This is a genomic window from Streptomyces sp. NBC_00239 (genome assembly GCF_036194065.1).
Taxonomy (GTDB): Bacteria; Actinomycetota; Actinomycetes; order Streptomycetales; family Streptomycetaceae; genus Streptomyces.
Genome location: NZ_CP108095.1, coordinates 317,684 through 341,933, shown reverse-complemented (window position 1 = coordinate 341,933; position 24,250 = coordinate 317,684). Strand labels below are relative to the sequence as shown.

General features: G+C 70.6%; 23 protein-coding genes and 2 pseudogenes. 13 read left to right on the top strand and 12 right to left on the bottom strand.

What is annotated here, in order from left to right:
- Nucleotide 1: 1 nt before the first annotated feature.
- The 4 genes from OG764_RS01685 to OG764_RS01670 form a co-directional block, all read right to left on the bottom strand.
- Nucleotides 2-304, bottom strand: a complete 303-nt coding sequence (locus OG764_RS01685; RefSeq protein ID WP_328966553.1) for a hypothetical protein — start codon at nt 302-304, stop codon at nt 2-4.
- Nucleotides 305-447: 143 nt separating this feature from the next.
- The gene (locus tag OG764_RS01680; RefSeq protein ID WP_328966552.1) at nt 448-909 is read right to left on the bottom strand and encodes a hypothetical protein; all 462 of its coding nucleotides are present in this window, start codon (nt 907-909) and stop codon (nt 448-450) included.
- A 34-nt stretch (nt 910-943) separates the two neighbouring features.
- Complete coding sequence (locus OG764_RS01675; protein WP_328966551.1) at nt 944-2,146, bottom strand: hypothetical protein; 1,203 nt, start codon at nt 2,144-2,146, stop codon at nt 944-946.
- A 17-nt stretch (nt 2,147-2,163) separates the two neighbouring features.
- The gene (locus OG764_RS01670; RefSeq protein WP_328966550.1) at nt 2,164-2,931 is read right to left on the bottom strand and encodes a hypothetical protein; all 768 of its coding nucleotides are present in this window, start codon (nt 2,929-2,931) and stop codon (nt 2,164-2,166) included.
- Between the two features lie 200 nt (nt 2,932-3,131).
- Here OG764_RS01670 and OG764_RS01665 point away from each other — a divergent pair, with 200 nt between their 5' ends.
- Entirely contained in the window at nt 3,132-5,783 is a 2,652-nt protein-coding gene (locus tag OG764_RS01665; RefSeq protein ID WP_328966549.1) for a beta-propeller fold lactonase family protein, read from the top strand.
- A gap of 106 nt (nt 5,784-5,889) precedes the next feature.
- On the opposite strand, the gene OG764_RS01660 is transcribed toward OG764_RS01665, so the two are convergent.
- Entirely contained in the window at nt 5,890-6,543 is a 654-nt protein-coding gene (locus OG764_RS01660; RefSeq protein WP_328966548.1) for an SDR family NAD(P)-dependent oxidoreductase, read from the bottom strand.
- Between the two features lie 43 nt (nt 6,544-6,586).
- Between OG764_RS01660 and OG764_RS01655 the strand changes: the two genes are divergently transcribed.
- Nucleotides 6,587-6,958 carry a hypothetical protein gene (locus OG764_RS01655; RefSeq protein WP_328966547.1) on the top strand — a complete coding sequence of 124 codons (372 nt, stop codon included), beginning with the start codon at nt 6,587-6,589 and terminating at the stop codon, nt 6,956-6,958.
- A gap of 244 nt (nt 6,959-7,202) precedes the next feature.
- Nucleotides 7,203-8,171, top strand: a complete 969-nt coding sequence (locus OG764_RS01650) for a hypothetical protein (RefSeq protein ID WP_328966546.1) — start codon at nt 7,203-7,205, stop codon at nt 8,169-8,171.
- A gap of 76 nt (nt 8,172-8,247) precedes the next feature.
- Here OG764_RS01650 and OG764_RS01645 read toward each other — a convergent pair whose 3' ends face one another.
- On the bottom strand, nt 8,248-8,487 hold the full coding sequence (locus OG764_RS01645; protein ID WP_328972849.1) for a DUF6069 family protein: 240 nt from the start codon (nt 8,485-8,487) through the stop codon (nt 8,248-8,250).
- Between the two features lie 50 nt (nt 8,488-8,537).
- On the opposite strand from OG764_RS01645, the pseudogene OG764_RS01640 reads away from it, so the two are divergent.
- The 4 genes and pseudogenes from OG764_RS01640 to OG764_RS01625 all read left to right on the top strand — a co-directional run.
- Nucleotides 8,538-8,753 (top strand): annotated as a pseudogene (locus OG764_RS01640) (heavy metal translocating P-type ATPase); the annotation flags it as partial.
- Between the two features lie 107 nt (nt 8,754-8,860).
- Nucleotides 8,861-9,649 (top strand): alpha/beta fold hydrolase, encoded by a 789-nt coding sequence (locus OG764_RS01635; protein ID WP_328966544.1) that lies wholly within the window; start codon nt 8,861-8,863, stop codon nt 9,647-9,649.
- A gap of 141 nt (nt 9,650-9,790) precedes the next feature.
- Nucleotides 9,791-10,258 carry a MarR family winged helix-turn-helix transcriptional regulator gene (locus OG764_RS01630; RefSeq protein ID WP_328966543.1) on the top strand — a complete coding sequence of 156 codons (468 nt, stop codon included), beginning with the start codon at nt 9,791-9,793 and terminating at the stop codon, nt 10,256-10,258.
- Between the two features lie 12 nt (nt 10,259-10,270).
- The gene (locus OG764_RS01625) at nt 10,271-10,789 is read left to right on the top strand and encodes an ArsR/SmtB family transcription factor (protein ID WP_328966542.1); all 519 of its coding nucleotides are present in this window, start codon (nt 10,271-10,273) and stop codon (nt 10,787-10,789) included.
- Nucleotides 10,790-10,822: 33 nt separating this feature from the next.
- Here the strand turns inward: OG764_RS01625 and OG764_RS01620 are convergent, their stop codons facing one another.
- From OG764_RS01620 to OG764_RS01600, 5 genes are all read right to left on the bottom strand, one after another.
- Nucleotides 10,823-11,110: a carboxypeptidase-like regulatory domain-containing protein gene (locus tag OG764_RS01620; protein WP_328966541.1), complete on the bottom strand. Its 288-nt coding sequence runs from the start codon at nt 11,108-11,110 to the stop codon at nt 10,823-10,825.
- Between the two features lie 9 nt (nt 11,111-11,119).
- Nucleotides 11,120-12,055 carry a trypsin-like serine peptidase gene (locus tag OG764_RS01615; RefSeq protein ID WP_328966540.1) on the bottom strand — a complete coding sequence of 312 codons (936 nt, stop codon included), beginning with the start codon at nt 12,053-12,055 and terminating at the stop codon, nt 11,120-11,122.
- A gap of 264 nt (nt 12,056-12,319) precedes the next feature.
- Nucleotides 12,320-13,078 carry an ABC transporter permease subunit gene (locus tag OG764_RS01610; RefSeq protein WP_328966539.1) on the bottom strand — a complete coding sequence of 253 codons (759 nt, stop codon included), beginning with the start codon at nt 13,076-13,078 and terminating at the stop codon, nt 12,320-12,322.
- Nucleotides 13,075-14,541: an ABC transporter permease subunit gene (locus OG764_RS01605; protein ID WP_328966538.1), complete on the bottom strand. Its 1,467-nt coding sequence runs from the start codon at nt 14,539-14,541 to the stop codon at nt 13,075-13,077. Before OG764_RS01605 ends, OG764_RS01610 begins: the two co-directional genes overlap by 4 nt.
- A gap of 62 nt (nt 14,542-14,603) precedes the next feature.
- The gene (locus OG764_RS01600) at nt 14,604-15,539 is read right to left on the bottom strand and encodes an ATP-binding cassette domain-containing protein (protein ID WP_328966537.1); all 936 of its coding nucleotides are present in this window, start codon (nt 15,537-15,539) and stop codon (nt 14,604-14,606) included.
- Nucleotides 15,540-15,714: 175 nt separating this feature from the next.
- Between OG764_RS01600 and OG764_RS01595 the strand changes: the two genes are divergently transcribed.
- The 6 genes and pseudogenes from OG764_RS01595 to OG764_RS01570 all read left to right on the top strand — a co-directional run bounded on the left by OG764_RS01595 (nt 15,715) and on the right by OG764_RS01570 (nt 20,911).
- Complete coding sequence (locus OG764_RS01595) at nt 15,715-16,377, top strand: response regulator transcription factor (RefSeq protein ID WP_328966536.1); 663 nt, start codon at nt 15,715-15,717, stop codon at nt 16,375-16,377.
- Nucleotides 16,374-17,525, top strand: a complete 1,152-nt coding sequence (locus OG764_RS01590; RefSeq protein WP_328966535.1) for a sensor histidine kinase — start codon at nt 16,374-16,376, stop codon at nt 17,523-17,525. Before OG764_RS01595 ends, OG764_RS01590 begins: the two co-directional genes overlap by 4 nt.
- Before the next feature lie 265 nt (nt 17,526-17,790).
- Nucleotides 17,791-18,346 (top strand): annotated as a pseudogene (locus tag OG764_RS01585) (GNAT family N-acetyltransferase).
- A 154-nt stretch (nt 18,347-18,500) separates the two neighbouring features.
- Entirely contained in the window at nt 18,501-19,001 is a 501-nt protein-coding gene (locus tag OG764_RS01580; protein ID WP_328966534.1) for a carboxymuconolactone decarboxylase family protein, read from the top strand.
- A 272-nt stretch (nt 19,002-19,273) separates the two neighbouring features.
- Nucleotides 19,274-20,383 (top strand): peptidoglycan-binding domain-containing protein, encoded by a 1,110-nt coding sequence (locus OG764_RS01575; RefSeq protein ID WP_328966533.1) that lies wholly within the window; start codon nt 19,274-19,276, stop codon nt 20,381-20,383.
- Between the two features lie 174 nt (nt 20,384-20,557).
- Complete coding sequence (locus OG764_RS01570) at nt 20,558-20,911, top strand: hypothetical protein (RefSeq protein WP_328966532.1); 354 nt, start codon at nt 20,558-20,560, stop codon at nt 20,909-20,911.
- 518 nt (nt 20,912-21,429) lie between these two features.
- Here the strand turns inward: OG764_RS01570 and OG764_RS01565 are convergent.
- Nucleotides 21,430-24,147 carry a GDSL-type esterase/lipase family protein gene (locus tag OG764_RS01565; protein WP_328966531.1) on the bottom strand — a complete coding sequence of 906 codons (2,718 nt, stop codon included), beginning with the start codon at nt 24,145-24,147 and terminating at the stop codon, nt 21,430-21,432.
- Nucleotides 24,148-24,250: the final 103 nt, after the last annotated feature.

The window sequence follows — 24,250 nt, the reverse complement described above, 5'->3', positions numbered from 1 at the left end:
CTCAACTCCACTCGGCATGGGCGTGCAAGGCGTGCCGCACCCGGCGCAGCGCCTCGTCGACCGCCTCCTGCACCACCCGGGCGTGCGGGGCCCCGACCACCTCGACCGTCACCGGCAGGTGCACGTGGATGTCCAGCCGGGCGTCCTGCTCGGCCAGTACGAGCTCGGCCTCGCTCCCCTCGGCGGGCATCACCAGTTCGCCCCGCCGGACCGCCACGAGTCCGTCGCGGCGCACACGTGCGGCCCACGGCCGGGCCCCGCCGCTCTCCGGCCACGGACCCGGGTGCCCTGTGCCGTCGGTCATCGCCACTCCTCAGTGCAGTGCCGGTCCGCACTGCGCCGGCCGCAGTGCCCCTCTGTGCGCGGTGCGCGGTGTGCCGGTCGCAGTGCCTCTGTGCGCGGTGCGCGGTGCGCGGTGCGGGGTGTGCCGGTCCGCGCCCGCCGCCGTCAGGCCATGACCTTCGGCAGCTTCGTCTCGCCGCCGCCGTCGTCCACCACGGCCTCGCGCGCCACCCCGCTGAACGTGGCCGCAGGTGCGCCGTTCACCACGGCGTTGGACGGATTCGCCGAGGTGATCAGACACTTGTTGAACAGCAGTTTCTGGAAGTCCCACTCGTCGGTGCTGCTCCCCTTCGCCTGGTACAGGCCGATGGAGAACTCCTTGCCGGTCATGGCCAGCCGGGTCAGCTCCGCGGCGGCGCCGCCGATGGCCTTCACCGTCATCTGGAAGGTGAAACTCGCCGGCTGCGCGATGTAGCCGACGTGGGTGGCCTCCAGCGAATGGATCACCTCCGCGTTGAGGGCGAAAGTCGGCGTGAAGGTGTCCACGGGGGTCAGCGGCTTGTCGGACTTGCCGTCCAGCACGACGGCGAGGCGCGAACTCATCCAGGTGGTGAGGGGAGTGGTCACGGGAGGTCCTCCGATGGCGGGTGCGGGGGGCGGTTCAGGCCGCCTTGAAGGCGAGGTTGACGTCGAGGAAGTGGACGGCCCCGGCATAGGTGACCGACAGCAGCACCTCGACCGTGCGCTGCGTACGGGCCGTGGTCAGCGTGTTGACCTGGCCAGGGGTCCGGCCGGCTTCCTCCGCTTCGAGGATGGACAGCAGCGGGATGCCGATGGTGAAGGCGGTGATCACCCCGGAGGTGACCAGCGGGCTGAGGATCCCGTCGATGCGTGAGCGCAGCGCCTGCATGCCCAACCGGTCGATCCGGGTTTCGCCGATCGAGCCGATCAGCCCCGCCTTCAGCAGGAACTCGATGTGGTCGAGCACCCGGACCACGTCCACGTACAGCCGGTCCGTCTTGGTGGTGTAGCTGCGCCCGGAGCCGAGGTACAGGCCCTCGCCCGGGATCAGCTCCGGGTCGATCACCGGGATGATGAACTTCTGCGTCAGCTCGTGGATCTCGGTGCCCGTGAACTGGGCGCCCAGCGGGATCTTCACTTCGTTGACCGGCTTCAGCAGCACACTGGCGTGCGGCGGGTGCCCGGCGATGGCCCCGGTGACGGCCGCGGCCACGTCCGGCGTGGGCTCGCCCTGCTTCTTCTCCACCCGCGCCGCCACCAGGATCATCCGGCTGGAGTCGCTCTTGAGGCTGCCGTACGTGCTATCGGCGGCCTCGGCGAAGCTCTTGCCCCCGAGGGGCAGCGCCGGATCGACCATGGCCACGCCCATCCGGGTGTTCCCGGCGGCGCTGACGTCCTCCACGTGCTTCTTGAGGTCCTTCAGCCGGTTGACGTCGGTCTCGCCCGCCAGGCAGACGAGTTGTACGGGCAGCGCCGCGGCCACGGCCAGCGCAGCCGCGTATCCGGGCACCGGAGGACTGCCCGCCGCGCCTCCGGCGGCGGGCGCGTCCGCCGTTCTCACGGCAAACAGCCGGGACGGCGCGGGGTCCTGGAGCAGGGCCGTGCGGACGGCGTGGTAGAGCGGTCCGCCCACGAACTCGCCGGCGTCGTTCTTGGTGGTGAACTTCTCGCGGGCCTCGGAGACGCTCCCGATCTGCAGGGGCACGTTGGGAGCGGCCGTGCCGAAGGTGCCCGCGGACCCGACGATGGCCACGTTGCCCACCGCACGGCGGGCCTGCGGCTGCATCCCGCTCGTGTTGATCCTGACTTTGATGAACGGGAACTCGGCTGCGGTCTCGGTCATGTTGTCACTCCTGGCGGTCAGGGCACCGCGACGGGCACGATGCCGATGTGCCGGAGCCGGGTGGCGAGTTCGGTGAGGCGGGCCCTGCGCAGGGCCGCGGTGTCCCCCGGGTTGGCGCCGGAGGGCAGCCCGGGCAGGTCGGCCTCGTCGAGGGCGGCCTCCGGGAACATCAGCAGTGCGGGCGCAGCAGTCCGTACGGCCATGCCCGTCGGCGGCCGGGGCCGGTCCGCGCTGTCGGCCACCCGGGCCATCCCGACCTGTACGTCGGCCAGCCGCGCGGCGAGGTCGTCGAAGGGCCGGTCGACCACGAAGGCCACGCACACCAGCTTGAAGGCCGTCTCCGACAGCTCCGGCGCGGGCTCCTCGACCATCTGGAGGTTCAGGCCGAGGGGGATCCGGCCCTGGGCGTCGGGGATTCCCGCCCCCACCGGATCCTTCCTGGTCACATCGGTGACCGTGGTCTCCACACCTCCGCGACCCGCCAGCAGCGTCAGATCGAGCCGGGCGTCCGCGTCCACCGCGGGGCCGGCCAGCGGCCACCGGGCCGACAGCCGCCACTGCCGGCCGCTCTGCATGTCGTACACCTGGGCGTCGAGCGGCTGGGCCGACACCGAGGTGGGCATGAGGGCGATCTGACGGGTCACCACGGCCGTCACGGGCCCGACCCTGGCCTCCTGGGCGGTGAACGCCGTCTCCAGCAGCCGGTCGCCCACCCCGGGGGTCAGCAGGGCACCGCACTCGGCCGCGTCGAGCAGACGCAGCAGGGTGCGGTCGCGGAACTGCATGCGTCGCCCTCCTTTCGGTCCTTCGCCGCTACGGTCCGGCAACGCTCGTCACCCGGCGAGTTCCCAGATACCAGGGGGCGTCCGGGTTGACGCCTGACGGGCCGACGGTTCACACGTCCTGGGCAATACGTCGGCCCGGGCGGCCGTACCCACCGCCGCGCCGACCGCAGCCGTGGCCGGGCAGGTTCCAGGGTGGGGGGATGGTCAACCAGAGCACCGCCCCGATCCCGCTCGACCTGCGGCCGTTCGACGTGGCGATGTCCGAGGACGGCAGCACGCTGTACGTGTGCAGCGGTGACGAGGCGGGCTGCGTCTTCCTCCTCGACACGGCCACCCACACGGTCCGCAAGAAGATCGACTGCCCCGACGCGAACACCATGGTGCTCGCCCCGGGCGGCCGCCGCCTCTACGTCACCAACCGGGAGGGGCAGGCCGTGACCGTGATCGACACCGCCCCCGGCGCCGAGAAGGTGACGGGCTCGATCGCGATGCCGGGCGTCCCCTTCGACCTGGCGGTCCTGTCCACCGGGACCCGCATCTACGCGGCCATCGACGAGCCCGCCTCGGTCGCCGTCATCGACACGGCGACGGCCAAGGTGATCCGCAGCATCCGGGTGGGCGACTCGGTCTTCGGCCTGGCCGTCTCCCCGGACGACTCACGGGTGTACGTGACGGACTTCGGAGGCGGCAACGACGGCGCGCTCCACGTGATCAGGACCGCCACCGACACCGTGGACGGGACACCGGTCCCCGTGCGGCCGTTCGCCCGGGCGGCGGCCGTCACCCCCGACGGCTCGCGGATCTTCGTGCTGGAGGGGCAGGACGGCACCGTCTCGGTGGTCGACGCCGCGAGTCGCACGGTGATCGACAGCATCCGCGTGGGGAGCTTCCCCAAGAACTTCCGCATGGACCCCGGGGGCAGGCGCCTCTACACGGGGAATGCGGAGGACAACACCGTTTCCGTCATCGACACCGGCACCCTCCGGGTGACCAGGACCCTGCTGGTCGACGGCCCCCCGGCCAACCTCGTCGCGACCCCCGACGGCCACCGCCTCTACGCCGCGGCCTTCCGCGAAAGGTCCGTGCTGCCCGTCGACGCCCGTACGGTCACCCTGCGCACGGGCAAGCGCCCCGAGGCGGCCCTGTTCACCGGCAACGGCCGGCTCTGCGTGACCAACCCCGGGGACGGCACGGTGACGGTGCTCCGCACGGAGCCGGTCGCGGTCACGGTCGGGCCCGAACCGGTGGCCGTCGCCGTGGCCGCCGACGGCAGGACGGCCTACGTGGCCAACGCGCTGTCGAACGACGTCTCCGTCATCGACACCGCCACCGACCGGGTGACCGCGACCATCGGGTCCGTCCCGGTCGGCCCCGCCGGCGTCATCGCCCTCGCCCCCGACGGCCGCAGGCTCTACGTGGCCGGCCCGGACCGGGTCACGGCCGTCGACACCACCACCCGCACCGTCGCCGCAACCGTGCCCGTACCGGGGCTGACCGGGATGGCCATGAGCCCGGACGGGCTGCGGCTGTACGTCACCGACGGGGACCGCCACATGTTCGTCCTGAGCACGAACCCCTTCGGGCTGCTCCCCGGCACGCCCTCGGTCCTCGGGGACAACCCGCTGTCCGGGGCCACGGACGTGGCCGTGACCAACGACGGCAGGCACGTCTACGTCCCGGACACCGCCGTGGACCGGGTCATGGTGATGGACACCACCACCCTCGCCCTCACCACGATCTTCCCGCTGGCGGGCGGACCCCGGTCCGTTGCCATGAGCCCGGTGGAGCGCCGGGCCTACATCGCCTGCGAGAACGCGGGCACGGTGGTGACCGTGGACACGAACAGCCACACCGTGGTGGGCCAACCCCTGCCGCTGCCCTTCGCCATCGGGGACCTCGCGATCAGCCGGGACGGCACCCGGCTGTACGCCCTCGCCATGTCCGGCCCGGCCGTCGTGGTCGTGGACACCGCCACCCACACCAGGCTGGAGGCCCTCCCGACGGGAAACGACCCCTTCGCCTTGGCCCTCGCCCTCACCCCCGACGGACGCCGCGCCTACGTGCCCCACGTGGACTCTTCCACCGTCACCGTGGTGGACACCAACACCACCCGGATCCGCCTCGGCGGGGACCCGACCGGCCTCGCCGCCACCTCCGGCGGCGACCTCGCGTACGTGGCCGTCCCCGCCTCGGGCACGGTGGCCGTGATCGACACCGTCACCGGAGCCACCGCCGGCCCCGCCATCCCCGTCGGCGGCCGCCCCAAGGCCCTCGCCCTCACCGCCGACGACAAGACCCTGTACGTGGCCGGCCCCGGCGCGGTCACCGTCGTCGACACCGCCACCCGCACGGTGCGGGGCGCCCCCATCCCGGTCGGCGACCTCCCCGAGGGCCTGGCCCTCACCACCGACGGCTCACGGCTGTACGTGGCGGACTCCGGGGCCGGCACGATCACCGTGATCGACACCGCCACCGCGGCGGTCACCGCCGTCATGCCGGCCGGAGTGGCCCCCCTGGACCTGGCCCTCACCTCCGACGGCGCCCGCCTCTACGCCGCCGACACCGGCGCCGACGCCGTCCTCGTCGTGGACACCGCCCAGCGCACGGTGGTCACCACCATCGCGCTGCCCGGCAGCCCCCACGGCCTGTCCCTCACCCCCGACAACCACACCCTCCTGGTCACGATCCCCTCGACGAAATCCCTGGCCGAGATCGACACCGCCACCCTCACCGTGCGGGGCACCCCCGTCCGGGTGGGCGGCTCCCCGCACGGCGTCACGGTCACCCCCGACGGCAGCCGCGCCTACGTCGCCAACGCGGCGTCCGACACGATCTCCGCCGTCGACCTGTGACACGGGCGACGGACCTCCTTCACCATGGTCGTTGGCAGGCGACTTGCGTCGCGCCGAGCCGGAAGCCGCCGCGGCTCGACTGCTCGGGTGATGGCCCCCGCGCACATCACCAGGGCACTTCGCCGGTGTCTGCGAAGAACCGGCCGGTCGGGCCGTCGTCGGGCAGGGTCGCGAGTTCGATGGCGATCGCCGCGCCCTGTTGGGGCGTGCGCACTCCGCGGAAGCCGTTGAGGTCGGTCGCGACGTAGCCTGGGCAGCCGGCGTTGATCAGGATGTTCGTGCCGCTCAGCTCGCGGGCGTATTGGAGGGTGACGGCGTTCAGGAACGTCTTCGACGGCGCGTACGCCACGGCGATCGGGCCCGTCGTATGCTCTGCGGCGGGTCCTGACTGCCGGGTGAGGGAGCCGACACTGCTGGACATGTTCACGATCCGTGGTGAGGCGGAGCGGCGCAGCAGCGGCATCATCGCGTTGGTGACGCGGATGACGCCGATCACGTTGGTCTCCACGACCGTCCGGATGGTGGCGGGATCGACCCGGGTGGGCTCCTGCGGCCAATCGCCGGTGATGGCGGCGTTGTTGACGAGGACGTCGAGGCGCCCGGCCCGTTCCTCGACCAGCCGTGCGGCGGCGGTCGCGCTCGCGTCGTCGGTCACGGGCATGACGTTCCACATCTGGCTGCCCGAGAACCAGCGGGTCTCACAGGGCCACCAGAACAGCTGGGTGCCGGCGGCCGGCGCGACGCCGTTGTTGTAGGGCATGGTCAGGCACTTGCCGTTGCTGGCCTTGATCCAGAAGTAGCCCTTGCCGTCGAACGTGTCCGGCTTCGTGGCCGTCGGCGCACGTGCCGCATCCGAACCCGTCCAACTGGCCCGGCTCTGCCCCGTCGTGGTCGCCGCGGCGGCGGACGGCGACCACGTCGCGGAGCGGATCCTCGCCGAGGCCGCCGACCTGTTGGCCGAAACCGTGGCGGCCCTCAGCCCCCGCCGGGGCGAACCCCTCGTCACGGTGGGCGGCCTGCTCGGCCCCGAAGGCCCGCTCCTGCCCCGCCGCACCGCCCGCGTCGCGGCCTGGGACCTGAGCCCGTACCCCGTCGCCAACGGCCTGCCCGGTGCCGTCGCCCTTGCCTGCTCGGGCATCCTCCGCGAGTCCGGCAGCCGTGGGCCGCGCCCGTGAGCCCTCGCGGCGGCCGCGGCGCCGGCGACCGGCTTGATGATGACGTGGACGGGCCTCGGCGGCATGTCCTCTCCAAGGATTCCGGCAGGCCGCCTGCATCAAGGCGCTCGGTGTGTCCCGGGCGCCGACTGCCCGTCCAGGCAACGTGCATGGCCATCCGCCTGCCCGTGCGACCTTGTCCCGCCCGTCGCCGCAGGAGTTGACTGCCCCGGTCGGAGACCGATGCGGGGAGGAAGAGGCGATCATGGCGAGGAACGCGACACGGCGCACGGGCCCGGTCGCCGCGCTGCTGGCTCTGGGCGTGCTGACGGCCACGCTCACCGGCGCGCTGACGGGCGTGGCGCCGACGGGCGCCGAGGCCGCCACGCAGGCGCCGGACACCGCGTACATGGCGTGGCGGGGGACCGGCAACGACCCGAGGATCTACTGGTCCCGCCTGGTGAACGGGCGGTGGACCCTCCAGCAGGGGTTCCCGGCCAGCACCGCCAGGGAGCCCGACCTCGCCTACCTCAACGGCCGGGCCTACATGGTGTGGCGCGGCTACGGAGCCGACAACCACATCTGGTGGTCGCGGTACGACGGCCAGCGCTGGAGCAGCCCGCGGCAGCTGGCCGACCGGCGCACCACCTACGCGCCGGCGGTCGGCGTGGTGAACGGTAAGCTGCTGATGGCCTGGCGCGGGGCCCAGCCCGACAACCACATCTGGTGGTCCACCTTCAACGGCACCTCCTGGTCCGCCCAGCGGGTCCTCGACGACCGGCGCGCGGTGGGGGCGCCGGCCCTGGGCTCGGCCAACGGCAGGCTGGTGATGGCCTGGCGTGGCGCGGGGACCGACGACCGCATCTGGTGGTCCACGTTCAACGGCACCTCCTGGTCCGGCCAGAGGGTCCTCGACGACCGGCGCACCGCCGCCTGGCCCACCCTGGGAACCCACGGCCGGACCCTGGTGATGGCCTGGCGCGGCACCGGACCCGACGACCACATCTGGTGGTCCACGTTCAACGGCACCTCCTGGTCCCCCCAGATGGTGCTGGCGGACCGGCGCACCGCGAACTACCCGGCCCTGGGCAGCGGAGCCGGCCGCCTGTACATGGCCTGGCGCGGCGCGGGGACCGACGACCACATCTGGTGGTCCTCGTACAACGGCTCCTCCTGGTCGGGACAGCGCGGCCTCGCGGACCGGCGGACCAGCGGATCGCCCGGGATGAGCTGAGGCCCGGCCGGCCGGAATCTCCGTACGGGTGATCACGTTCGGGGTGTCGTTCGTGGTCAGACCGGTAGCAGCAAGCTCAGCGGTGGCGGCGGTGGAGCTGCAGGGTGGTGACGACCGCCACGGCGAGGGTGATGTGCATGAGGGACAGGGCTGCGACGGTGCCGCCGTCGGCGCCGGACGAGAGCGGGCCGGCAGTCGGCAACAGTGCCAGCCCACCGCCCACGAACTGCGCGATCCGCAGGAAGACCGGCTTCCACAAGGCCATCAAGAAGGCAGCGCCTGTCCCGACGACCAGCGGGACGACGGAGGCGCCGATGACGCCCCGGACCGTGATCGGATGCTCGGTGCCGCCGTCGACGATGACGAGCGAGGCCCCGCGCGGCCCGGCGCCTGGTCGTGCAGAACCTGGTGATCGCTTCGGTGTTCATCTCCGCCCTGGTGATCTGGGACCTCGCCGGGCACCTGCCCCTCCCGCTCGGCGTCCTCGGCCACGAGGGCTCCACGGTCCTCGTCGGCCTCAACGGCCTGCGGTTGCTGCGCGAGGCCGCCTGGCAGCGGGCCGACCCGGCCAAGAGCGGGTAAGGAAAGCGCTCCACTCGCCTCGCCCTGTGCCCCTGAAGCTCCGGCAGCAGGCCCGCACCCGGGCCGCACGCCGCGACACCGTCCGCGGCCGCGCCTAGCCTGGTGTCATGGCAACGATGCAGGTTGGCGGGGTCGAGGTCGCCTACGCGCGCGTGGGTCACGGGCCGCCCCTGGTTCTCGTGCACGGAGCGGGCGTGGACGGCCGCATGTGGCAGCCGCAACTCGCGGGCCTGGAAGATGAGTTCACCGTGGTGGCGTGGGACGAGCCGGGCGCGGGGCGTTCCTCCGATCTGCCGGCCGGCTTCGGCCTGGCGGACTTCGCGCACTGCCTCGCCGCCGTGATCGAGGCGCTGAGGCTTGGCCCGGCCCACGTTGCCGGGCTCTCCTGGGGCGGGACGGTCGCGCTGGAGCTGTATCGCCACCGCCCGGAGCTGGTCAGGACGCTGATCCTGGCCGACACCTACGCCGGGTGGAAGGGCTCGCTGCCGCCGGCGGAGGTGGCGGCCCGCGTTGAGGGGGTCAAGCAGATGCTCGCGGTGCCCCGGGAGCGGTTCGATCCGACCTTGCCAGGGCTGTTCGCCGGTGACCCTCCCGCCGCGTTCGTGCCGTTGCTCGACGCGATGGACGACGACGTGCGGCCGGAAACCCTGGGAGCGGAGCTGTTCATCATGGCCGAAGCCGACCAGCGCGACCTGCTTCCCGAGATCACGGTGCCGACCCTGCTCCTCTGGGGCGAGCTCGATGTGCGGTCACCCATGACTGTCGCCCATGCGTTCGAGGATGCGATTCCGGACACCGAGCTTGTGGTGCTCCCCGGCGTGGGGCATGTCAGCAACCTCGAGACACCGGAGCGGTTCAACCGCGCCATCCGAGAGTTCTGCCGCGCCCACGCGTGATCGGGTCGAGGACCCTCCGTACGACGCCTCCCTACGACGCGGCCCAGGCTTGACCTCAAGGGGACTTGAGGTTTTACGGTCTCCGTACGAGCTGCGCGGCGTGCAAACTCAGCACCCGAACAGCCATGAGGAGGACATGCCATGACCACCCAGCAGATCTCCGATGCCGACCTCGTCGGACAGCCCGCTGCCTACTGGACCGGCGTCGCCTACGAGGCGCTCATCGCCTACACCCGCGCCCGCCAGGCTGAGAAGGGTTACACGCAGCCCCAGTTCTGGCTGCTGCGCAACCTGTCGGAGAACGACATCTCCCCTGATGGCCGGGGGATGACGCTGTCCGAGCTGCAGAAGGCCATGAGCTCCTACATTCGGCCCGAGGACGACTTGGCGGCGGAGTCCGCAGTGCTCGTGGAGCGCGGCTGGCTGACCCTGGATGCCGAGCACCGGCTGTGGCTTACCGAGGAAGGCGAAAAGGCCCGCGTCGACCTCGCCCGCAATGCACCCGCGATCCGCGCTGCCTTGCACGAGGGCATCGACGACTCCGAGTACATCACCACGCTGAAGGTGCTCCAGCGGCTGATCCGCAACGCGGGCGGGCCGGCCGCCTGAAACACGATTTGTGTGACCGACACCGACCCCGTACTGCGCGCACTCGCCCACCCTCTGCGGCTCCGGATGCTCAGCCTCATGTGGCCCGGGCCCATGTCGACCGCCGAACTCTCACGAGAGCTGGACGTCTCGCACGCGTTGGCCAGCCAGCATCTGCGGCGCCTGGACGCGGTGGGCCTGGTCGAGCTGGCGGAGGAGCGCGTTCGTCGCGGCGGCGGGGAGCGCCGCTACCGCACCGTCCAGGGCACGCCGTTGTCCGACCAGCTCGGCGGGACCCCGATGCTGGCCGAGATCATGGCGAACGCGCTCCGCGAGCGTGCCGGTCGCCGGCTCGAGCGGAGCGAGGGCGTGACCGTCGACGCCGAGCTGTGGGTGGACCCCGAGACCTGGCAGGACGTCCGTCGACGCCTCACCGAACTCGCCGTCGAACTCCACGAGGCCGCACGACCACCGCACGCGCCGGGCACGAACCCCCTGGGCGTCAGCGTGATGGCCTTCCCCTTGGAGGACGCGGCACATCCGGAGAGTTGAGCCGCCGAGGAGGCGGTTGTGTGTGGCGGCGGCTCAACCAAGCCGAAGCTCCGCTGAGGCCGGGGGCGTTCCTCCGGCGCTGACCTCGACCGAGGCCCGGGCGCTTCGTCCGTCGGCCGCCGTGCCCTGCACCGTGTAGACGCCCTCGGTGGACACGGAGAGCGAGAACCGGCCGTCGGCGCCGGTCAGGGCGGCGATGTCGGGGAAGGGCCCGGGTCCGTCGGCGATGGCGACGGCGACACCCGGCACCGGATCACCGTGCGCGTCGAGCACCGTTCCAGTGATCCGGTAGGCACGGCCGCCGCCACCGTCTGCGCTCATGGGCCGGGGTCACGCCTTCCAGAGCTGCAGGTTGGTGAAGACTTCCTTGGTGATGCGGGTTCCGGAGTTGACCGAGGCGCCGCCGTAGGCGTGGACCGCGATGCCGTACCGGGCGCCGTTGTGGATGTGGTAGACGGCGCTGCCGCTCTGCCCGCCGAAGGAGTCGATGTCATAGAAGACCTTCAGGGGGTTCACCGAGCTGATGCCCCGGCCGTCGTACCACTGGCTGCCCGTGGGCTTGTCGCCCGGGTATCCGGAGATGTTGGCGGAGGTCTTGAGGAGATCGGCATCCGGCCAGGCGCCGAATCCGAACCAGCCGGTGGTGGAGCCGAGTTCGGTGGGGATGATGATGGCGCCGTAGTCGAAGTTCTCGTCACCGCTGTTGGTCCAGCCGGTGACAGAGCGGAAGTTCGTGCTGGTGACGGAGCCGAAGGGCAGGGCGGTGCCGTTGCGGCCCGGCATGACCTGGATGCTCTTCACCCAGCCGTCCTGCCCGGGTACGCCGCTGTTCTTGATGTGCACGACGTGTCCCGCGGTGATCAGCGTGTGCGGCCCGATGAACCAACCGGTGCCGATCCACTGGGTGTTGTCGGCTGCGGTGATGAGCAGCGAGGCGTGGGCCCGCCACGGGTAGCTCGTGGTGTCCGTGATCTGGACCCGGTCGTCGCGAGCGTGCACCGTCTCCAGCATGTCCGGGGGCCCGAAGGACGCCTCCCCGATGTCGCGCAGCGGCGCCATGGGCGCCACCCACGTCTCGGCCGGCAATTCCTCGAACAGGCTGCGGGTGTGACCTGCCACCTGTTCCAGGCCGTCGGAGGTGAAGGCCGTGGGGGTGCCCTGCACACCCTCGGAGGGCCCTTCGAAGATCGGCTGTTCCGCAACGACGGTGGTCAGCTCCTCCGGCTGGTTGGATACAGCCGTGTGGGGACCGTTCGCGTTCGGCATGAAGACTCCTTGGGTGAGTCGCCTGAAGGCACGTGAAGGCGTTCGCGAAGGGGTCCCCACGACGCATGCACCTCAACGACACACCAGGTCTGAGCGCGCACCGTCCGGAAGGCGCCCCCACGACCATGTAAAGCCGATCCGCCGTTGATCGCCACGCGACGACCTCCGCCGTGCTGGATTCCAGGGCAGGCCGGCGCCCGCGGAGCGGCTGCTCAGCCGGCGCCACGGTCGACGGAGTCGTGACGCGGCAGAACCGGCCCCTGGCTATGCGTCGCGTGTGCGGAGCAGCAGGCCACCGGCTGTGAGTGCGGCGGCGGCCCACCCCGCGGTCACTCCGAGGCCGGCCCAGGGGCTGAGGGGCAGGCCGCCGAGATCGGTGGTGGCCTGGACGGCGAGCCCGGCACTCATCGGCCCGACCTGCTGGAGCAGACGCTGCCAGTCCGGATCACCGACGGTCTGGGAGACGATGGGGAGGATGTAGAGCAGGCCGAGGACGCCCCCGATGCCGGTGGCCGAGTCCCGCACGGCGGTCGCGACGCCGAAGCTCAGAAGGCCGATCAGAATCAGGTAGAGGACCGTCCCGAAGACCGCGCGCAGCGTCGGCCCGTCGGCCAAGGACAGGGCCTGGTCGCCGAGGTCCGGCAGGACGAGCCGCCCGGCGAGCACCGACCCGAGGACGGCGAGCGTCCCGCCGACGGCCACGACGCCGGTGAGCGTGATGGCCTTGGCCGCGAAGACGGTGGCTCGCCGCGGCACCGCCGTCAGGGTGGTGCGGATCATGCCCGTGCTGTACTCGCCGCTGATGATCAGCACAGCCAGCATGGCGACCAGCGCCTGGCCGAGGTAGCTGCCCGTGAGGGCGAGCCTGGTCGTGTCACCGCCGCAGCCACCGGCCGAGCAGTGCACCACCGAGGTCGCCACGGCACTCAGGGCCACCGTCGCCGCGACGGCGCCGAGCAGCAGCCACAGCGGGCCGGCGACGGTCCGCATCTTCGTCCATTCCGCGTGCAAGGCCCGTCTCATGCGTCCCTCCTGTTGAGGAGGACACCGGCCACGGCCAGGCTCACCGTGGCGTAGCCGGCCAGGACCGCGAACCCGGCCCATGGCGCCAGCGGGTAGTAGCCGTAGTAGGGCGTGTAATTGCTTGCGACCTGGCCATACGGCATGAGCGTCTGCTGGACGGCGAACGCCGCGCCCGGTGTCACCGTGGCCACTGTCTTCGACACGCTTGCGGGCATGAACGGGATGGCGATCAGGATGTAGGGGAGCACGATGGCCAGGACGACGGTGGTGACCGCGGCCGCACTGTGCCGGAGGATGGCGCCGACGGCCAGGGCCAGGACCGAGGCGGTCGCGAGCAGCGCCGCGGTGCCGAGCGCCACCCGCAGTTCGGTCGAGGACGACACCGGGAAGATGTAGACGCCGTTGTCCCGGGCGAGCCGCTCACCGAGCGGAGTTGCGAGGATCGCCCCCGCCAGCCCGGCGGCGAAGGTGACGGCCCACAACACGATCGCCTTGGCTGCCAGTACCCGGCTCCGCCTCGGATGCGCGGCCAGGGTGAGGTGGATCATCTTGTTCCGGTACTCCTCGGTGACGAACAGCGCCCCCACGACGATCACTGCGATCAGCGCGGCGAACGTGCCGGCGAGGACGTCCCGGAGGTGGCCGCCGGTCGGCAGGCTGTCGCGGACGGCGGGCGCTATGTCGCCGGCACCGGTCACCGTGAACCGGGCGTCGGATCCCAGATGCGAACCCGAGGCGTTCTCCGGGTACCCGGCGAAGCTGGGGGATTCGGCTCCCACCTGACCGCCCGTCCAGTGGCCACCGGCCCAGCCCCCCTGGGTACGGAGATCCCCGAAGGTGGCCGTGGACACACTGCCTGCCGTGCCCCCGCCGCCCACGGCCGGCGGAGAGGCGACGAACAGCCCGACCTGCGCGGTCGATCCGAGCCCGCTCACCTGCGCGGTGCCCACCTCGGTCCAATGCGTGCCGTCGGTGGAGGCGTAACCGGTGATCGTGTCGCCCGAGCGGTCCAGCCGCAGCCGGCGGGGGGACTCGGCCGAGACCGGACCGGGAGGTCCGGCCGTGTCGTTGACGTAACCGTCCTGCATCCGCACACCGTGGCTGCCGGTGACCATGATCGCCGCGTACGGCGATCCCTGGCGGGTGCTCTGCTTGATGATGAGCCCGGCCTTCGCCCACGGCACGCTGCCGGGCCGCAGGTCCCCGGGGCCCTTGGGGATGCTGCTCTCGAGCGCGGAGACGGAGACGGTGATGCTGCCGTTTCCGGTGAGCGGCTGGTGCACGAAGTAGAAGCTGTCGGTGACCGGCCCGCCGCCCGGCCCGATCGGCACGGATGGTGAGCCCTTCTGGTCGCCGCCCACCCCGACGAGGAGGGCGAACAGCACCATCATCAGTGCCGCCGCCATCATGCCGGTCACCCAGCCCCGGACCGTCCGGAACTTGGTCCATTCCGCGTGCAGCAAGGGGAGGAATCCGTCCCTCCCGACCCGTTCGCCGGGCCGGTAGGTCGTAATGGCAGGGGCGGTCACCGTGGTACCTCCGTGGGTGTCGCGGCGCGGAACTCGACCGCCTCGCGGGTGAGTTCCTGGTAGACGTCCTCGAGGGTGGCGCGGTGCGGGGATACCTCGGAGAACGGCACCGCGCTCTCGCTGAGCAGCGCCACGATCCGATCCGCCGGCATGTCGGCGACGGTGATGGTGTCACGGCCGGCGGCCGCCACGGTCGCGCCCGCATGGGCGAGCACCCGCATCGCGTGCGTGCCGGCCGTGGTCCGCAGGGCCACCCGGCTCCCGGAGGCGGCCGCGATCAGGTCGGCCACGCCGGCGTCGGCGATGGCCTTGCCGCGCCCGGCCACCACGAGATGATCGGCGGTGTCCTGTACTTCGCTCATCAGGTGGCTGGACACCAGGACAGCGCGGCCCTGAGCGGCCAGCGACCGCAGGAAGCCGCGCATCCAGATGATGCCGTCGGGGTCCATGCCGTTGAACGGCTCATCGAGCATGATGACCGGCGGGTCCCCGAGCAGGGCCGCGGCGATCCCGAGCCGCTGGCGCATACCGAGCGAGAAGCCGCCGGCCTTGCGCCGGGCCGCCGAGGTCAGGCCGACCTGCTCGATGACCTGGTCCACCCGCCGCGCGGTCAGGCCCTGCGAATGCGCCAGCCAGAGCAGGTGGTTACGAGCACTCCGGCCGGGGTGCAGCGCCGCCGCGTCCAGCAGTGAACCGATGTGACTCAGCGGGTGCCGAAGATGGTGGTACGGCTTCCCCTCGATCAGCGCGGTGCCCTCATCTACCGCGTCCAGGCCCAGGATCACCCGCATCGTCGTGGACTTCCCGGCCCCGTTCGGCCCCACGAAGCCGGTCACCACACCGGGACGGACGGTAAAGGACATGCCGTCGAGGGCCAGGGCGGCCCCATAGCGCTTGCGCAGCCCGGCGACGACGATCCCCGGGGCGCTCATCGCGGCGACCTCGCGGTTCGAAATGGATTCATGCCGACGGTTGTACGCCGCACCCGGTTGCAGCCCGGTCTCCGCGGCTGCGACCGGGCTGCGACCCGGTATCTGGCATCGTTGACGGCATGACACCTCGACCCGGCGGCCGTTCCGCCCGCGCGACGACCGGCGGTGAGCGGCGGTGAGGGTCCTCGTCGTCGAGGACTTCGAGGTCCTTGCCCGCTCCATCGGCACCGGGCTGCGCCGCGAGGGCATGGCCGTCGACGTCGTCTTGGACGGGACCGACGCCCTCGACCGCCTGGCCGCCACCCGCTACGAAGTGGTCGTCCTCGACCGGGACCTGCCCGGTGTCCACGGGGACGAGATCTGCCGGCGAATCGTCAACGACCGCTCCGATACCCGCGTGCTGATGCTGACCGCCGCCGACACGATCGAGGACCGTGTCGACGGGCTCAGCCTCGGCGCGGACGACTACCTGCCCAAGCCGTTCGCCTTCGCCGAACTGGTCGCCCGCGTCCGTGCCCTGGCCCGCCGGGCCAGCCCGCCGCTTCCCCCCACCCTCTCCTGCGGGGACATCACCCTCGACCCGGCCCGCCGGGTGGCGTTCCGCGCCGGCCGTCGTCTCGAGCTCAGCCCGAAGGAGTTCGCGCTCCTCGAATGCCTGCTCGCCTCACCCGGCCTGGTTCTGTCCGCCGAGGAACTTCTCGAACGCGTCTGGGACGAAGCGGCCGACCCCTTCACGTCCGCGGTCAAGCACACCGTGCACCGGCTGCGAGTCAAACTCGGCGACCCGCCGGCCATCGAGACCATCCGCGAAGGCGGCTACCGGATCGGGCCGGCATGACCAGCCCCCGGCCGCTGCCCAGGCGGTCCTTGCAGGCCCGACTCGCGCTCTTCTACGCCGCAGGCATCTTCGTCGCGGGGATCGTGGTCCTCGCCATCGTCACCCTCCCCCTGGTCGGCATCCAGTCAACCACTCCCGTCCACAGCAATGCGCCGGGCACGCTCACCGGCACCGGGCGCGGCATCGGCCCGCACCAGCTCCTCGTCGGCTCCGCCGTCGCGCTCGCCATCCTCATCCCCATCGCCCTGGCTGCCGGCTGGTTCGTCGCCGGCCGCTTCCTCCGGCCCCTGCGGGCCATCACCGCCACCGCCAAAGCCATCTCCGCCGGAAACCTCCACCAACGTCTCGACCTCGGGGAACCCGCCGACGAGCTGACCGAACTGGGCTACATCCTCGACGACCTCTTCGCCCGCCTCCAAGCCTCCTTCGACGCCCACCGACACTTCGTCGCCAACGCCTCCCACGAGCTGCGCACCCCCCTCGCCGGCCTGCGCACCCTCCTCGAAGTCACCCTCGCCGACCCCGACGCCGACACCGACACCCTGCGCTCGGCCTGCCAGGAGGCCCTCGGCCTCGGCGGACACCAGGAACGGCTCGTCCAAGCACTGCTCGCCCTGGCCACCAGCGAGCGCGGCCCCACTCGCAGGGACACCCTCGACCTGGCCCAAGTCGTCAAACGGGTGCTCGCCTCCCGCCGCGACCAAGCAGCACAAGGAGGCATCGACCTCGCCGAACACCTCACGCCCTCAGTGACGGCCGGGGACCCGAGTCTGATCGAAAGCCTCATCGCCAACCTCGTCGACAACGCCATCCGCCACAACCACCCGGACGGGCACGTACAGATCACCACTCACACCTCCGGCACGCAGGCGACCCTCACGATCACCAACAGCGGGCCGGTCATCCCCGACAACCAGATCCAGCGCCTCTTCCAACCCTTCCAGAGACTGGCCCCCGACCGGCACGGCCGCCGCGACGGCTACGGCCTCGGCCTCGCCATCGTCACCGCCGTCGCCCAGGCACACCACGCCACCCTCACCACCACCGCCCGCCCCGAAGGCGGCCTGACCATCACCGTCCGCTTCACACACCCATCCCACCCAAACCCCCCACATCAGCAGGACAACTACGCAAAACTCGCGACCTGACGCATACCGAGGTTCCACCAACCCCCCATGCATGCGCGTTGGACCTGAGCCTGCTACTCCGGGGGTGATGACCTTGTGGCGTCACCCACCCATGACCATCTGAGAGAGTTCTCCGTAGCCGCTTGAGATACGGGCCGTACTCGCCGATCGGCAGGTTCGGCCGGATGAATTCTTTTTCCCCGTCCGTCAGTTGCACTCGCCCCCGTCGCAGGAAGGGCGGTATGGCCGGTCGACAGCGTGGTGGAGTTCGCGTTGCCTGGTAGGCATGCCAGAGAGGCGAACCGACCGTCTTCTGCTCCGCCGGTGGCGGGAGTCCGACCGCGAGCCGTGGGCGGCGATGAACGCCGATCCCGAAGTCCGAGAGCACCTGGGGCCACTGCTGACGTGGCATCAGAGCGACGCCGCGATGAGACTGATGCAGGCCGAGTTCGATCATCGGGGTTTCGGGTGGTGGGCGCTCGAAGTCCGGGAGACCGGTGAGTTCGTCGGCCGCGCCGGCCTGGATGAGGTGGACGAGAACATGCCGTTTGCCGGGGTGGACGTCGGATGGCGGCTGTTGCGGTCGGCGGTGGGGGCAGGGGTACGCGACCGAGGCCGCCCTGGCCTGCCTGTCCTTCGCCTTCGGCACGCTCGGGCTGCCGGAGGTGGTTGCGTCGACGACCATCGGCAACCTGCGTTCTCAGGCAGTGATGCGCCGGATCGGCATGACCCGCGACCCCGCCGACGACTTCGAGGATCCGAGCGTGCCGGAAGGACCGCTCCGCGCGTGTGTGCTGTACCGGACATCCACGGAGATGCCCGCGGGCTGCAAGACCAGGTAGGGCTGTCTCCAGCCCGGATGTACCGGCCGGCTGGTAGACAGGCAGGCCCCTGGAGACGCCGGAAAATCTTCTTTCGGGATTCCGGTCACGTCTGCGTGCGCGCATCCGTCAGTGCTGTGAAGACGCCAACCAGACCGACGCGAAGGAGCACGCCATGACGAACACCCCCACCCCCGCACCCGTCTCGCGGATGGCCAACCCGGCCGAGTTCGTGCCGGAGGTGAACGACATCAGTGCCGCCCTCTTCCGGGCCACGGGCAACCGCTCGGTGCCGCGCACCACCATGAGTCTCGTGCACCTGCGTGCCGGACAGATCGTCGGCAACACGTACCTGACCATCCTGAACACCTCCTTCCTGCGTAAGGCCGGCGAGACCGAGGACCGCATCACCGCCGTTGCCTCCTGGCAGGACGCCCTGTGCTTCACCGACGCGGAGCGCGCAGCCCTCGCCCTGGTCGAGGCCACTCTCCAGCCGGCACCGCACGGCCAGGAGCGCGTGTCCGACGCCCTGTACGCCAAGGTGGCGAAGCACTACGACGACAAGGCGCTGGCCACGCTCACCATCGCGATCGGCCAGATCGGCTTCTTCGTCGCCCTGGCTCTCATCGGCAAGCCGCAGCCGGTCACCTCCCTCGCGGACGTGCAGTGGACCTGACCTGATGTGACGGCCAGCTGGGGGCGGTATCGGCGGGCTGTCAAAACCGGCCCGTTCCCTCGCCAGTCGACCATCGGCAGCGGGGGAGCGGGCCGCCTGCTTGTGCCGGTGGCCCCCGTCTGCCGCCTTCCACACAGGTCACACCTGGCCGCGAGCGCACTACGACGCTCCACGATCATTGCGGACCGACATGCCTACGGACCGCTGCCGACCCACAATGGAAAGCGGAAGGGCCGTGCTGCGCTGTGTCGTGGGCGCGGAAGGAGTCAGTCATGGCGCTGCTTTCCTCTGCTCGGTTCCGGGACGATCCCGTTCTCGAACGCATCGCTGCCCGGGATACGAGCGCCTACCTGAGACAGGGCCACCAGGGCGAGCACGTCACCACGATCCAGTTCGCCCTGATCGACCTCGGCTACGAGATTCCCGACGGGGCGACCGGCTACTTCGGCGGTCAGACCGCCGACGCGGTGAAGCTGTTCCAGGAGAGCCACGAGCTGGACCACGATGCGATCGTCGGTGCGGACACGCTCGCCGTCCTCGATGACGCGTGGGCCCTCCCCTTCGCCGACCGCAACGAGTGGCTCTCCTGGCAGGAGCGGCCGATCCCCGAGTTCAACTTCACGCGCAAGAACGAACTCGACCGGCAGACGCTGGGCAGTCTCTATGCCTTCAACCCGCTGGGCGCACCCCTGCCGCTGGAGTTCCAGGACGGCCTGCTGCTGGGTCTCGAGTGGCTGCTGAACCCGCGCGGTTCACCGGACGGCATGTTCACGCCTCCCGCCTCGTGGGGCGCGGGCCCGCTCGACACCTACCACTGCCATGTGGTGCTGGCGAAAAATCCCACGCCGGATCCCGCCTGGGGCGCGGTTCGGAGCCTGGCCGCCGGCGTACGCAACCGAGCGAGGCTCATGCAGCTCGTGGCCAACACGTCGGCCCCCATAGGCACACCCGCCTGGACCGAGGCCTACCGTGAGCTCCTGCTCGACCCCACATCAGCCGGCACCACACTCTTCGCGGAGGCCTACGCCGACGTGCTGAAGGAGGTGCTCCTCGTCGGCCGTGCTACGGGACAGTTCGCCTGGCTTCTCTGGCACACCTTCGAGGAACCCAGGTGGCGCCCGCCGGGCCTGACGTCCGACAGCCCCCAACGCTCGTGGTGGAACGCCATCGCCCCCTATCCGACGGATCTGACGCGTACCCCGTTCTCCGCCACGGAGGACGATGTCATCGCGAACACCGTGCCTCTCATCGACCTGCAATTTTTCATCGACCGCCAGCAACTCATCACGGTCCTGGGCCCCAGCTACGCCGAACCGGGCGCGATCGTCCACCTGGAAACGAACCGCATCGACGCCGCCGCGAAGGGCCTGCCCTATCCGTGACCCGTTCCATCAGCGTGGACCGTCTTCCGCGGTCGTCGGCTGTCGGCGTGATGGTGGGGGAGTCGCCCGGTTCGGGTCGCGGAAAGCGAGTATGTGCCGAGGGCACGTTGTGCCGTATGGTCCGACCTCCCGGTCCGCGGCACGCGCGGCCTGCATGAGAGAGCGACGACGCACATGACCAGCCGGCAAGCAACGACGACCCTGTGGCGCCCGACCGGCCCCATGGAGCTGGACCTGGTCCGTGAGCTGAACTGGCGTGCGTGGCCGCCCCGGTTGCCCGAGCAGCCGATCTTCTACCCGGTCCTCAACGAGGACTACGCGATCAGGATCGCGCGGGACTGGAACGTGAAGCACGACGGCGCCGGCTTCGTCACCCGCTTCGAGATCGACGCGGAGTTCGTGAGCCGCTACCCCGTCCAGCAGGCCAGCGGGCGGACGATCCTCGAGCTCTGGGTTCCTGCCGAGGACCTCGACGACTTCAACGCGCACATCGTCGGCGAGATCCAGGTGATCCACGAGTTCCACTGAGCGGGGGAGCGAGCCGCGAGCAGCGGGGGGCAGTCGATCGAGCCCATCACCGACTGCCGACAATGGCGTTCCCCGGCAAAACATCCATCGCTACAGAAAACCGACCCGCGGAATGGGGCCTTGAGCGGCCGATCTCGCAGGCTTGCATGGGATTTGACCTTGAGTCACCTGAGAGGCTGCCAGGTGGGCGTACAGGGATTATACCTCTCGTCGGCCGCGGAAAATCGACGTTCTGGAGTGCCGGGGGAGCCTGAGGCTTAGCGTTCTGGTTGGCCCTTCAGCGTCGCAGCTGGCCTCGATGCGCGTTCAAGTGCTCTGGCTGAGAAGGTTCGCCGGGGTGGCGCTCGCGAGGCAGGTAGCGGTTGGATGTTGGCGGTTGGATGTTGGCGACATCGAACCGGTGCGGGAGGCGTGGTGGCGGAGCCGGTCAAGGTCGGCAGACCTGCTGAAGCAGTCGTGTGCGGCCCCGGCGGGTGCCGGGGCCGGACACGGCTGCTTCGATTGGCTGTCGGTTCAGATCAGAGCCGGAAGGGGTTTCCTCCCTTCGCGGCGACGACGTACCAGGCGGTCGCACCAGTGTGCCGGGAGGCGTAGTAGCGGTCACCCTGCCCGGTGTCGAGGCCGTCGTGCGAGGCAGCGACGATTCCCGCTCGGTCGGCGTTCGGAGCGTATGCCTGAGCCTTCTGCAGCGTGGTGATCAGTTTCGCGGCCTTGTCGGAGTCCCCGGGGGCCTTACGCGCCTGGTAGGCGGCCAGCAGGTGCGCGGTGCCCTCGAACCAGACGCCGGAGGTGTCGACGGCGCTGAAGCTGACTCCGCTGAACATCGGCCGGCCGGTGGTGGGGTCGGTCGGCCCGTCGGTGGCGGCCATGCGCCCGGCGGTCCAGTCGACGGCCCGTCCGTAGGCGGGGTCGAGGGTGGCCAGGTAACTCCAGGTCTGGACGTCCTCGGGGACGGCGTCCTCGTTGACAGTGACCCCGTCCAGCCCGGTGCCGGTCCACAGGTGGTTGCCGTCGGCGCTGAGCATGGTCTTGACGAACGCGAAGGCGCCGTCCGAGCGGTCCTTCCAGACCTGGTCCCCGGTGAGCTGGTTCAGCATGGCGAAGAAGGCGCCGACGTCGATGTTGTGCTCGGTGGCCTTCCAGGTCCGCTGGACCATGCCGCTGCCGTCCTCCGCCGCGGAGGTGTCGGCGTAGCCGCCGGTGTAGCCCCCGGCGCCGCGGGTGTCGGCGGAGTTGGTCTGAATCCAGTTCGCGGCCCGCAGCGCTCCGTCGAGGTACGTTCTGTCGCCGGTGGCCTTGTACAGGTGGGCGAACGCCATGCCGGCCCAGGCCATGTTCCCGGTGTAGACCGACCAGCCGCCGATGTAGGGGGTGCCGACGGGGTAGTCCCGGCCGAGGGTGGTGACGAACGGGTCCGGCAGGTAGGAGGCCCGTATCCGGCCGTCGTTCACCGGGTCGTGGTCCTGGGCGTACAGCAGGCTGTTGCCCAGGACCTTGGCGTGGTCGAGGCCGTCGCCGGTGCCGTGCTTGAGGAGCGCGTAGATGGTCACGGCGTTGTCGTAGGTGAACGACGACTGGTAGCCGGCCGGTCCGAACGCGCCTCCGGGCCCGAAGAAGCCGCCCGTGTAGCTCTGGGGCAGGCTCAGCCTCATCGCCTTGTGGGCGGGAATGGGCGGGAGAGGAAGCTGCGGGAGGCCCGGAAGGGACGGAGGCAGCGGGGGCTCTTCGGTGCCGTCGTCCACGCGCACGAGGGAGCTGAACCGGTCCTGGGTGGCGGTGAGGAAGCCGACGGCCCGGTTGACCGAGTCGCTGGAGTAGTTCGGGTCGGACGAGACCGTCTGCACGGCGGGCTTCGACGATCCGGCGGAGGCGGTGCACCGGAACTCCCGGCCGCCGCTGCTGATCTGGTTGTCCGCCTGGGTCAGGCAGTCGCTGAGTGCCTGCTGTCCGTAGGCGTTCGGATGGATGGCTTCCTGAGTGTTGCCCTGAGCCCCGAAGTACCCCGGGAACCAGCGTACCCATTCGGCTTGCGCCGCCGGGAGCGGGTTGGCCAGGGTGTTGGCCGAGGTGGCCTGCCCGGCGCCGCTGTGACAGAGCTCGTGCCCGGCGAGCGCGTCCTGCATGTCGAGGAAGAAGGCGTCTCCGCGCCGTGCGGCGCTCCTGAGCATCGTGCTGACGGCGGGAATGATCTCATCCCTGGCCCAGGTGGCGTCCTCGTTGTAGAACGGGCATCCGCCCGACGTGTAGCGCTCGTAGGTCTCCGCCGGGTAGCGGTAGTGGGCGGGGTCGGCGATCGGGCCCGGGTAGGACTGGGCCACCAGGCGGTAGCTCCTGCTGTCGTAGCCCTGGAAGCGCATGGCGGCGTGGATGGCGTTCATCGCGCCCACGACCTTGTCCTCGACTCCGGGGATTTTTTCCCGGATCAGGCCGTCAACCCCTGCCGCCTTGCAGGACTTCATGTTGGTCATGAAGTTGATCCCGCACTGCTGCATGGCCCCGACGAGGTTCAGGTCGTTGCCTCCCACCGACAGAACGATGGTCTTGATCTGGTAGAGCTTCGCCAGCTCCTTCAGCTGCTCGACCTGCGGCTTCTCCCCCTTGAAACCGCTCTGGACCACGTGGTCCGTGGTCGCCCCCGAGCACGCCAGGTTGAACCGCCGCTCGGGCGGGATGCCGTCGATCTCGGCGCCGGCGATCTCCGACACGTCGGAGCGGTCACACCCGCTTCCCCCGTCATAGCCGCTGTCCCGGTAGACCCCTTGGAGGTCGTGCCGGCAGTTGCTCTCATCGGCGTTGCAGGCGAACGCGGCCCGGTCCGTGCCCCAGGCGGAGCCGCCGTTCCCGGTGTTCGCGTTCCCGGCCCAGCGGCCGGCCTCGCCCGAGATGTAGCTGTCACCCATCGCCACGATGGCCGTCGGCTTCTGCCCGACAGTCCAGGTCACGACGGCATTGTTGCCGACGCCGCCCTCACGGTCGATCCTGAACGTGGAATAGTCGCTGCCGAGCTCGTCGTAGCCGTTGGAGCCGATGAACGGGTTGTCCCAGTGCAGCTGCACCTGGCGGTTGTCATCGCTCATGGTCGAGCAGTTCTGGGTGACGTACCGGACCCTGCCCTCCGTCCCGGTGCCGATCCCCGAGCTCTCCGAGCCCCATGCCGCACCCTGGTTCCGGGCGATGCGATCGGGCGGGGCCGCGGTCCACATGCCGTGCGGCAGCTGCAGCCCGAGCCGGTCCAACGTCAGATCACAACCGGTGTGGTTACTGAAACGCACCCCTGTGCTGCGCGCGGCCGTGGAGGGCGGCGGTACGCAGGGATCGCTGTTGTCCGTGACTCCGAAC